General features: G+C 36.0%; 8 protein-coding genes. 4 read left to right on the top strand and 4 right to left on the bottom strand.

The window, feature by feature from the left end:
- Positions 1-440: 440 nt before the first annotated feature.
- The 3 genes from FJ651_RS15300 to miaE all read left to right on the top strand — a co-directional run bounded on the left by FJ651_RS15300 (position 441) and on the right by miaE (position 3,473).
- Positions 441-2,264, top strand: a complete 1,824-nt coding sequence (locus FJ651_RS15300; RefSeq protein WP_140991670.1) for a DNA polymerase III subunit gamma/tau — start codon at positions 441-443, stop codon at positions 2,262-2,264.
- Positions 2,265-2,266: 2 nt separating this feature from the next.
- On the top strand, positions 2,267-2,803 hold the full coding sequence (locus FJ651_RS15305; protein ID WP_140991646.1) for a hypothetical protein: 537 nt from the start codon (positions 2,267-2,269) through the stop codon (positions 2,801-2,803).
- 88 nt (positions 2,804-2,891) lie between these two features.
- A complete protein-coding gene (gene miaE / locus FJ651_RS15310) occupies positions 2,892-3,473 on the top strand; it encodes a tRNA-(ms[2]io[6]A)-hydroxylase (RefSeq protein WP_140991648.1) in 582 nt (193 codons plus the stop codon).
- Positions 3,474-3,478: 5 nt separating this feature from the next.
- Here the strand turns inward: miaE and FJ651_RS15315 are convergent, their stop codons facing one another.
- The 4 genes from FJ651_RS15315 to FJ651_RS15330 form a co-directional block, all read right to left on the bottom strand.
- Entirely contained in the window at positions 3,479-4,006 is a 528-nt protein-coding gene (locus FJ651_RS15315; protein ID WP_140991650.1) for a porin family protein, read from the bottom strand.
- Positions 4,007-4,099: 93 nt separating this feature from the next.
- Positions 4,100-5,005 (bottom strand): Ppx/GppA phosphatase family protein, encoded by a 906-nt coding sequence (locus tag FJ651_RS15320; RefSeq protein ID WP_140991652.1) that lies wholly within the window; start codon positions 5,003-5,005, stop codon positions 4,100-4,102.
- A gap of 1 nt (position 5,006) precedes the next feature.
- Positions 5,007-7,058: a polyphosphate kinase 1 gene (ppk1, locus tag FJ651_RS15325; RefSeq protein ID WP_140991654.1), complete on the bottom strand. Its 2,052-nt coding sequence runs from the start codon at positions 7,056-7,058 to the stop codon at positions 5,007-5,009.
- Between the two features lie 2 nt (positions 7,059-7,060).
- Positions 7,061-7,543 (bottom strand): SixA phosphatase family protein, encoded by a 483-nt coding sequence (locus FJ651_RS15330; protein WP_140991656.1) that lies wholly within the window; start codon positions 7,541-7,543, stop codon positions 7,061-7,063.
- Positions 7,544-7,832: 289 nt separating this feature from the next.
- Between FJ651_RS15330 and FJ651_RS15335 the strand changes: the two genes are divergently transcribed.
- The coding region (locus tag FJ651_RS15335) for an HYR-like domain-containing protein (protein WP_140991658.1) at positions 7,833-11,804 on the top strand (3,972 nt) is incomplete at its 3' end.

Raw genomic sequence — 11,804 nt, forward strand, 5'->3', positions numbered from 1 at the left:
TTTTAAACCATTCCAATATTTACAGTAATAATTTTTCAACAGGCAATTCATTAACATGAAATTTTATTTAAATATTGGGCTTAGAAGTCAACATTTAAGCTATAACAAAACCAAATAAACACTTCTTTAACCTAAAGGCCGATTGTAACACTTTAAAAGTTTTGTTTGAATGTACGAAATTACAAAATATCAATGGTTATAAAGGTATTTAAGTTACCTTAACAGGGTGCTTGGGTTTTATTTCATTTAATCAAGAAGATTTAAAATTCTAAAGGCATTTTATAAATTTTTAATGCAAGACCGGTTTAATTTTTACTTAGAAACACTGTTAATAATTAGCCATATAAAAAACATAAAGCTGCTTTAAATTTTAATTACAATGTTTAACTTTGCTAACAGCTGACTTTCCTAAAAAGTCAATGTTTATAAATAAAATTCATTTGGAGCATTTTGTAGTTTCGGCACGTAAATACAGACCACAAACGTTTAAAGACGTCGTGGGACAACAGGCTATTACCAATACGCTACAAAACGCCATTGAGAATAATCATTTGGCGCAAGCATTGCTTTTTACAGGTCCGCGCGGCGTTGGCAAAACAACCTGCGCGCGTATTTTGGCTAAAATGATTAACAGCGACGGCACAGAGCAAACAGATGAAGATTTTGCTTTTAATATATTTGAATTAGATGCGGCTTCTAATAACTCGGTTGATGATATTAGAAATTTAACTGACCAAGTACGTATTCCGCCACAGGTTGGTAATTACAAGGTTTATATAATTGACGAAGTTCATATGCTGTCTCAAGCAGCCTTTAACGCTTTTCTAAAAACCCTGGAAGAACCTCCAAAACATTGCATTTTCATCTTGGCAACGACCGAAAAACACAAAATTATTCCAACCATTTTATCGCGTTGTCAAATTTTCGATTTTAAACGCATCACAGTTACCGATGCGAAAAATTACCTCAAATATATAGCTGAAGAACAAGGGATTGAAGCCGAAGACGATGCACTTCACATCATCGCCCAAAAGGCTGATGGTGCCATGCGTGACGCTTTGTCGATATTTGACCGTGTAGTGAGTTTTTCAGGAAAAAAATTGAGCAGACAAGCCGTAACCGAAAATCTAAATGTATTAGATTACGATACTTTTTTTACGGCGACAGATTATATAGCCGAAAATAACATTCCGCAATTATTGGTGTTTTTTAATGAAGTACTGAGTCAGGGGTTCGATGGTCATCATTTTATAAGTGGACTCGCATCGCATTTCAGAGATTTACTGGTCTGCCAAAATCCCGCAACACATGAGCTTTTAGAAGTTGGTGAAGATTCTAAACAAAAATATTTTACTCAGTCTAAATTACTCAGTAAAGACTTTTTAATAAAAGCCATTGAAATTGCCAACGACTGCGATTTAAAATATAAAGGAAGTAAAAATCAGCGATTACTGGTTGAACTAACCCTGATGCAGTTAGCCTCTATCAATTTTGATGGAGAAAAAAAAAATAATGCACCTTTCATAATTCCTGCAGAATATTTTAAAGAAAAGGGTATCAAACCTGTTAAGGTCAATGTGCCTTCGGTGAACTCTCAAATTGAAGAAAGTAATGCTGATTCTAATCATTCAAACAACAACATTGGTACGGATAAAGAATTTCAAGGAGCAAGTTCGTCTTCTGAATTTGACGTCACTATAAATAACGTTAGTGAAGTCGAAACTGAAGTAGTAATAGCATCTAATAATGAAGATGTTAAACCAGTTGAAACACCCGTAACTTTATCTATCAATCTTCCACAAAAGAGCAGTTCTGGATTATCATTGAGCAGTATCAAAAGAAAAAAAGAACATCTTATCAAACAAATGGATGTGGTACTTGATCCTGAACAATTACCCGAAGATTCATTTACTGAAGAAGCCTTTTTAAAATTATGGAAAGACTACGCCACCCACTTAGACAACAACGGTGAACCTATTGTTGGCGCCATCATGAGTGTGAGTAAACCTTTTATAAAAGACAAAAATATCATTGCGTTTGAAGTTTCTAACGAATCGATGCGAATTGACTTGCGCAATGCTGCCACACCGCTAATGCAGCATATTAGAAAAAGTTTAAATAACTACAAAATTGAATTAGAAATAAGTGTTAACGAGCAGTTAGAAAAGCAATATGTATTTTCAACCCATGAAAAGTTTGAAAAACTCAAGCAAAAAAATCCTGATATTGCCTTGTTAAAATCCACTTTTGGTTTAGACATTTAATTATGATTAGAATACTAGTGTTTTTATTGATTGGAATATGCTTTTGCAGTTGCGATGGCCGTTACAAATTAAAAAGCAGCAAACCCGAAGCGGTTAAAACCTTTAGTGCAAAGACCCAAAACGAAACGGTTATTAAGTACATACCCAACAAGATCGCTGAAATTGAAGTAGATACTTTAATCTATAATAAAACAAACATCAAAATTTATTCTAAATTAAACAAGCACAACGTGGTTAATGTACCGGCTGAATCATCAAATCCCAGCACAGTTTTAGCTTATCAAAACGCCCAAACAACTGTGTTGGTACAACAAGAGGACAGGGAGCTATTCAATAAAAGCATTGACAAGACATTGTTTTACAACACAGATTTGTTTTGGAATTATGCCGTGTTAGAAAGTGTTTGGGTGAATGAAGAGCAATCTTTAGCTAATTCTATTGTACTTGATGTGGTTTTTAAAAATCCGGTATTAAAAATTGATAGATTGTGTTACCTTATAGTAAATGAAAATGGAAGTTATACAATAAAGGTTGTTTAATCTCTGTTATTTTACTACTTGAGAGTTTACAGTTGAATATTTCAGTATAAAACTAAACTAGGCATAACAAAAATAAAAAAAGAATAGCATGCTGGGATTAAAATTACCAACAGACCCAAGATGGGTTAACATTGTAGAAAAAAACATTGAAGAAATACTTACAGATCACGCTTACTGTGAGCAAAAAGCCGCCAGCACAGCCATTTCTTTAATTGTAAGTTTTCCTGAATACACCGAACTGGTCAAAGAAATGACCGCGTTAGTTAAGGAGGAAATGGGTCATTTTAAAATGGTTCACGACCGAATCATCAACAACGGATGGGTGTTAGGGAGAGACCGAAAAGACGAATATGTCATACAACTTACAACTTTTTTCCCAAAAGGCGGCAGTCGTACCACTCAATTGGTGCACCGTTTATTGTATGCAGCCTTGATTGAAGCCAGAAGTTGCGAACGTTTTAGATTACTTTCAGAGCAACTTGAAGATAAAGAGCTGGCAGAATTCTATCGCAAGTTGATGATAAGTGAAGCCAACCATTACACCATGTTCTTAAGTTTTGCACGTGAGTATGGCGACCGAAAGGAAGTAGACCAAAAGTGGCAGGATTTACTGGACTTTGAAGCACAAATCATGAAAGATTTAGGCAAAAAAGAAACCATTCATGGTTAATTAAATTACAACTTGTAATTAACACCAAATTGCATCACACCGGCAGTGGCCTCGAAAGGTAAATTGTTATCAATTAAATTAGAAAGTCCGTAATTGTATCTGAAATCGATAGCAAATTCGTCGGTAATGGCAAATTCAAAATAACCAACTCCGGCGAAAGTGAGATTTTGAAAACCGTCATTGTGTTTATGAATTTTTAGACCTACTTGCGGACCAACACCTACACTTATATTTTTAAATACATTGTATTTAAGTATAACGGGTAAATTGAGATAATCGTTTCTAAAGCCTTCTTCGTTAGCGCCTTCTCCTGAATATTGTAATTCTACCATACCAGATAAGGTTTCGGAAAAACCGTAATCCACAAAACCGCCAAACACAAAACCATTGCGGTGTCTGTTAGCATTTACGGGCGCGGGATCATTGGTCATATTTGAAATAGACATACCGGCTTTTACACCGTATTTGGTTACCTGAGCATCTGCCACAGAAATGATAAAGATGAATAGGAAAAAAGTAAATAGTGTTTTCATATTTTTCGATTTGAGATGATGAAGATAGAATTTAGGTATTCTAATTAAATAAATATTAGACGTGTAACCTAAAAAAATGATGAAATGCCAAAATCACATAGCTGTGGAAGGCACAACTTCTAAATAAATACTTTTTACAATACCATCTGAAAGTCCAATTTTAGGCACATAAATATCGCGTGCGCCACTCCATTTCATTGCAGATAAATAGATTCTGGTAGCAGGAATAATTACGTCGGCTCTATCTTGATTTAAATTCAGTTCGGTTATTCTCTCTTCGTAGGAATAAGTTTGTAACATATTGTAATAATTGGTGAGATAAAAATAGGTTAACGGTTTGCCTATTGACTTTCCTGATTCTTTAAAAATCTTATTAATGTTACCACCCGAACCTATCAAATCAATTTTGTCGAATGCTTCGGTATGATGTTTAATCCACTGTTCCAGTTCAAACCAGGTTTCTTTTTTAACAATGTCGTTTAAAAGCCTTACTGTACCTATTTTAAAAGATTTGGATGCAATTTTTTCACCTTGATCAATTACAGAAAATTCGGTACTACCACCACCAACGTCTACATATAAATAGGTTTTGTTTTCATCTATATAATCGTTTAAATCGGTTGTTGCAATGATGGCTGCTTCAATTTCACCGTCAATAATGTCGATATTGATATCGGTTTTTTCTTTAATTATATTTGCAACTTCTTCTCCATTACTAGCTTCTCGCATAGCCGAGGTTGCACAAGCTTTATAACGTTTTACCCCATGTGCTTGCATTAACAATCTAAACGCTGTCATTGCATCAATCATACGTGTAATGCTGGCATTTGATATTTCGCCTTTAATAAATACATCGGCTCCTAGTCTGATAGGTACACGAATTAAAGATGTTTTTTTAAATTTAACCGGTTTTTCATTCTGCTCAATAATATCACTAACAAGCAATCTAATAGCGTTTGAACCAATATCAATGGCAGCATATTTTTTTATCTGAAGCATGTTAATTTTTAAGTTTTTTGATGTAGTACTCGTAGGTTTGAAATTGCGCTCTAAAAGGTGGCAGATTATTTTTCTTATACTGGTTATCTTGCGCCTGATTTAATATTCTGGCCTTAGTATTGGCTTTCCAGCAAATATCAAAAATATCTATCAATTCTACTTTGATATCTTCATCGTAAATTGGACAGGTTACCTCTACTCTATTTTCGATATTTCTGGTCATAAAATCGGCAGATGAAATAAAAACCTTTGGGTCGTTATTGTTACAAAAAATAAATAATCTGGTATGTTCTAAAAATTTATCTACAATGCTTACTGCCTCAATATTTTCACTCATTCCCGGCACACCAGGCACCAAACAACAGATGCCTCTCACTACCAAATCAATTTTTACACCAGCCCTACTTGCTTCATACAATTTGTCTACCATGGCATAACTTGATAAGCTATTCATTTTTAATTTTATGTAAGCAGGTAACCCTTTTTTTACGTTATCTATTTCTTTATCGATTAATGCAAAAAGTTTTGACTTGGTGTAATGCGGTGATGTAATTATGTGTTTGTATCGGTAAATATGAAAATTAACTTCAAAAAATGAAAACACCTTACTAATATCTTTTAATACTTTTTGGTTAGCGGTAAATAAAGTAAAATCGGTATAGATTTTCGCTGTATCTTCATTGAAATTACCGGTACTAATTACCCCGTATCGCTTAATTTTGTGACCTTCTACCCTTTCAATAAGACACATTTTACTGTGAACTTTAAGGCCTTCAACCCCAAAGATAAGTTTGATACCTTCCCGTTCCATTTGTTCAGCATAATTAATATTTGCTTGTTCATCGAATCTGGCTTGCAGTTCAATAGAAACCGTTACACTTTTGCCATTTTTTGCAGCGTTTATCAAAGCACTGGCAACCTGAGAAGCCTCTGCCAATCTATAAATGGTTATTTTAATAGATTTTACTTTGGGGTCCAGAGCAGCTTCTCTTAAAAATTTCAGAACATACGAAAAAGTATGAAAAGGTGTATAAAGAAGGTAATCCTTTTCTGCAATAGCATGGATTAAACTGCTTTCTAAACTGAGACCTTTAATCGGTAAAGGTGAAATTTTTTCGTAAAGTAAATCTGTTCTTCCCAAACTTGGGAACTTCATATAATCTCGTCGGTTATGATAACGACCACCGGGAATTAAACTATCTTTAGAATCAATTCCCATCTTGTTTAACAGGAAGTTTAAGGTTTCATCATCTATAGTTTTATCGTACACAAATCTAACAGGGTCGCCAATTCTGCGATGCTTAACGCTTTCGGAGATTTTCTCGATAAAACTTTTGCTTAAATCACTGTCGAAATCCAGTTCGCCATCCCTGGTGATTTTAATCATATGGGCTGAAATATCCTTAAAATTGAAAATGCTGAATATATCGTTTAAACAATGTCTAAGTACGTCATCTAATAAAATGATAAAATGTTTATCGCCTTGTTTGGGTAACACAACAAATCTGTTCATTGATTTTGAAATCTCAATAAGCGCATATTGTTTGGTATTGTTATGCATTAACATTTTCACGGCAAGGTATGCGGCGCTGTCCTTTAATGATGGAAATTCAAGATTATCACTTAAAACAATGGTTACTAATGCCGGACTAATAACCTCAATAAAATAATTCTTTATAAATAAATGTTGAGAAGGTGAAATTTCAGATTCATCAATGATATAGATATTATCTTTTTCCAGTTCCTTTTCAATATCGCTTAAAATTTCTAAACTTTCAGTTTGTTGTTTGATGACAACTTCAGTTATTAATTTTAATAGTTCTGAGGCTTTAATACCACCTAATTCACTTTTACCCGCTTTTCCGGCTTGCTCAATTCTTTTTACCGTGGCATATCTCACTTTAAAAAATTCGTCCAGGTTGTTTGAGAAAATACCTAAAAAACGTAAACGTTCTATTAGAGGTACGCTTTCATCTGCTGCTTCTTGAAGTACTCTGGCGTTAAATTGAAGCCAACTCAGTTCTCTATTTACGTATAAATTTTGTTTGGTCATATTTATAATTCCTTCGGAAAAAGTGTTTGTTTGGTTATACCCGGTTTAAGGTTTTCCCATTTGTCAATATCAAAAACCAAATGCACCAAACCAGACGTTGGTACATTATCGATGTATTTTGACCCAAAGATATTAGAAATGTTTGTGAAAGCATTGTTGTGACCAAAAATTAAAACAACCTTAATATGGTGGCTTAACTTTTTGATAAAATCAATTACTTGCGACCCCTCGAAGTCATACAATAATTGTACAACATCAAAATCATTTAAATTATAATCAATGCCTTCACAAAATAACTCACAAGTATGGCTGGCGCGTTTTGCATGACTAGTAAAAACAGCATCAGGATTTATCTCTAATAACTTAAACTGTTTAGCGATTTTTTTTATATCAGATACACCACGCTCGCTTAAAGGCCTTAAAACGTCGCCAACATTGTGGTTCCATGACGACTTTCCGTGCCTTATTAATATTACATGTTTCATATTTTTTTCGATTAAATGCAAATTTTTTCGATAAAATGTTGCATAATTACATTTTATCGATTATTTTCGCCTCGTTAACATTTATTTTTGTTTTACACTTAAACCGTGTATTTCTTTGTAAATGTAAAATTAAAGTAAATGACCCCAAATCAAAAACTTATTAATTACTCCATTGCTTGTGTAACAATTGCGTTACATTCCCCTCAGCATTTTTTATTGAAATCAAAAAAACTACAGGAATAATATTCTTGTGATTTTTTATTTGTAGCTATTAGTTAATTTCAACATTATGAAAAAAAATTATCCATTTTTAATGAAATGGGACAATGGTCTTCTAACAAAGAAAGCTTTCATCACTCTTAGGTTAATACTGTTGAGTTTGTTAAGTTTTCAAGTTGCTCAAGGTCAAAGTTCCAATGATCCGAACTGTATTGTTTTTAACAGTTGTCCCGACGATCAAATTTTATGTGCCAATACAACGGTTAACGGGGAATTAGGTGCATACGTAAATTGGACTTTACCCGATGTTTCTCAAAACTGTGCCGGCAATTTAAACGGCAATTCCTTTGAAATGTTGTTTGAACTCAACGAGCAATTATTAACTCGAGATTGCTGGAATTTTAATTACATTTCACGTGTTGGAACAGACGGAGGTAGCGTTAAATTATTCACGAGTAATGACGCTGATGGTGATCAAAAATCAAAAATAATAACACCTTTTCTTACTTTAGAAGATGACACCAATGTATCTATTGAAATAAATTATGTTAATGGAAACTATGGGGTTGAATTGTTTTTAGTTCCACCGGATAATGGAGCCGAAATAAGTTTAGGATCAATTCCCGTAACAGCAAATCAAACTATTTATAATTGGGCTGCAGATTTTGATCCCGGAGTTGGATCAGTAACTGGTATTTCCGGTATATATAGGCTTAAGTTTGTTTTTACGTATACCGGTCAAAGACCGAGTAATGCAAACACAGGTGACACTGTAATTGCTGTTAAAGGATTTTTAAATGAAACTGATGATTGTTCTGCAGGTGTTGATTTTACAGTATCTGGACCAAACCAGGGTTTTTATGCGGTTGGATCCTACGATTTAGAATATGTTGCCGTTTATACAGCGCCAAACGGTGAAGTATATACAGAAAGCTGCCAATTTAATATTACTGTAGTTGATGTTGAATTAAATTTAACGTCGAACGACCCAGACTGTACCAATCCGGGCAGCATTCTTGCCGTTGCAGGAATTGATGGTGAATCATTTTCTGGTGTTGCACCGTTCTCATATACATTAAATCCGGGTAACATCACTAATACAAGTGGATTATTTGAAAATCTTTCTGGTGGTGATTATACCATAACAGTAACCGATGCGAACGGATGCACTAAAACATCTGATATCATTTCACTAGTTACAATAAGCGGTGATGCTCCAACAATTACCGCACCGGATGATGTAATTATAGAAGGATGCGAAGCGGCAGACATTATTACTCAAAATGCTACTGTTTTACCCTTTAATACTATTGAAACTACTATTACCGAGGCTCAATTTTTAGCCGAGGGCGGAGAATTCACAAGTGATAATAACGTTACATTTACTTATATTGATGTACAGACAGGAACTTGTCCAATTACAATTACAAGAACTTTTACAATAACCGACGAGTGCGATGCGACTGCAACAGCCGAGCAAATTTTCACAATTCAAGATACTACTGCACCTGTTGCACCTGCTGCACCTGCCGATTTTTCAGTAGAATGTATTGATGATGTACCTGCTCCCGGTGATTTAACTGCTGCCGATAACTGTGCCGGTGATATTACCGTTACCGGTGTTGACTCTGCAGACAACTCAGATCCTTGTCAGATAATTATTACTCGCACTTGGACCTTTACTGACGACTGCGACAATACTTCTTCTGTAAGCCAAACTATTACGGTTGCCGATACTACTGCGCCTGTTGCACCTGCTGCACCTGCCGATTTTTCAGTAGAATGTATTGATGATGTACCTGCTCCCGGTGATTTAACTGCTACTGATAACTGTGCCGGTGATATTACCGTTACCGGTGTTGACTCTGCAGACAACTCAGATCCTTGCCAGATAATTATTACTCGCACTTGGACCTTTACTGACGACTGCGATAATACTTCTTCTGTAAGCCAAACTATTACGGTTGCCGATACTACCGCGCCTGTTGCAACTGCTGCACCTGCCGATTTTTCAGTAGAATGTATTGATGATGTACCTGCTCCCGGTGATTTAACTGCTGCTGATAACTGTGCCGGTGATATTACCGTTACCGGTGTTGACTCTGCAGACAACTCAGATCCTTGTCAGATAATTATTACTCGCACTTGGACATTTACCGACGACTGCGACAATACTTCTTCTGTAAGCCAAATTATTACGGTTGCCGATACTACCGCGCCTGTTGCACCTGCTGCACCTGCCGATTTTTCAGTTGAGTGTATTGATGATGTACCTGCTCCCGGTGATTTAACTGCTGCTGATAACTGTGCCGGTGATATTACCGTTACCGGTGTTGACTCTGCAGACAACTCAGATCCTTGTCAGATAATTATTACTCGCACTTGGACCTTTACTGACGACTGCGATAATACTTCTTCTGTAAGCCAAACTATTACGGTTGCCGATACTACCGCGCCTGAATTTGAAGGAAATCTTCCTGCGGACATTTTAGTTGAATGTGATGCCGTTCCGACTGCCTCAATTCTAACAGCAACCGATAATTGCAGTGACAATGTAAATGTTGCATTCTCAGAAGTAAGAACTGATGGCGATTGTCCTTCAAATTATACTTTAACAAGAACATGGACAGCTACTGATGACTGTGATAATACAACAACTTATACACAGATCGTAACAGTTCAAGATACAACAGCTCCAACTATTACTACAGTTGCTGCTGACCAAACAGTTTCGTGTGATGGCTCAGGTAATACCGATGAACTTCAAGCTTGGTTAAACACAAATGCTGGTGCAAATGCAATAGATAATTGTGGTTCAATAACTTGGTCAAATAATTTTACAAGTTTAACTAACGATTGTGGAGAAACAGGAAGAGCGCTTGTTACTTTTACCGCAACTGACGAATGTGGAAATTCTAGAAGTACAACTGCCTTGTTTACCATAATAGATCTTTTGCCACCAACAATTAATAATCCAGCCGCTGACTTAACTGTACAATGTGACGATGATAATGAACTACAACTACAATCTTGGTTAAACGCTAATGGTGGTGCTTCAGCCTCAGATAACTGTAGTGACATTATTTGGACAAACAATTTTATAGAACTAAGTGACGAATGCGGCTTTACCGGTTCTGCTACTGTTACATTTACTGCTTCAGATGAGTGCGGAAACAGAACAACAACTACCGCTACTTTTACGATTGAAGATAATACAGCACCTACTTTTGTTGAAGCACTTCCTGCCGATGCAACTGTTGAATGTGATGCAGTACCAACTGCTGATACTTTAACAGCTACCGATAACTGTGGCGATGCTACGGTAACCTTTGATGAAACCATCACAGAAGGTGCTTGCGCCGGTGAGTCTGTTATTGTAAGAACATGGACTGCAACTGATGAATGTGGTAATGAGACTTCTCATTCACAAACCATCACTGTTCAAGATACTACTGCTCCTGCATTTGTTGAAGCTTTACCTGCCGATGCAACTGTTGAATGTGATGCAGTACCAACTGCTGAAACTTTAACAGCTACTGATAACTGTGGCGATGCTACTGTTACCTTCGAAGAAGTAACTAATGAAGGTGAGTGTGCAGGTGAGTTTACTGTAGTGAGAACATGGACTGCAACTGATGAATGTGGTAATGAGACTTCTCATTCACAAACAATCACTGTTCAAGATAATACGGCTCCTACATTTGTTGAAGCTTTACCTGCCGATGCAACTGTTGAATGTGATGCGGTGCCTACTGCTGATACTTTAACAGCTACTGATAACTGTGGTGATGCTACTGTAACCTTGAATGAATATATCACTGAAGGTGCTTGTGCCGGTGAGTTTACTGTAGTGAGAACATGGACTGCAACTGATGAATGTGGTAATGAGACTTCTCATTCACAAACCATCACTGTTCAAGATACTACGGCTCCTGCATTTGTTGAAGCTTTACCTGCCGATGCAACTGTTGAATGTGATGCGGTGCCTACTGCTGATACTTTAACAGCTACCGATAACTGTGGTGATGCTACTGTAACTTTT

It is taken from the genome of Paucihalobacter ruber (genome assembly GCF_006494535.1).
GTDB classification, from domain to species: Bacteria; Bacteroidota; Bacteroidia; order Flavobacteriales; family Flavobacteriaceae; genus Paucihalobacter; species Paucihalobacter ruber.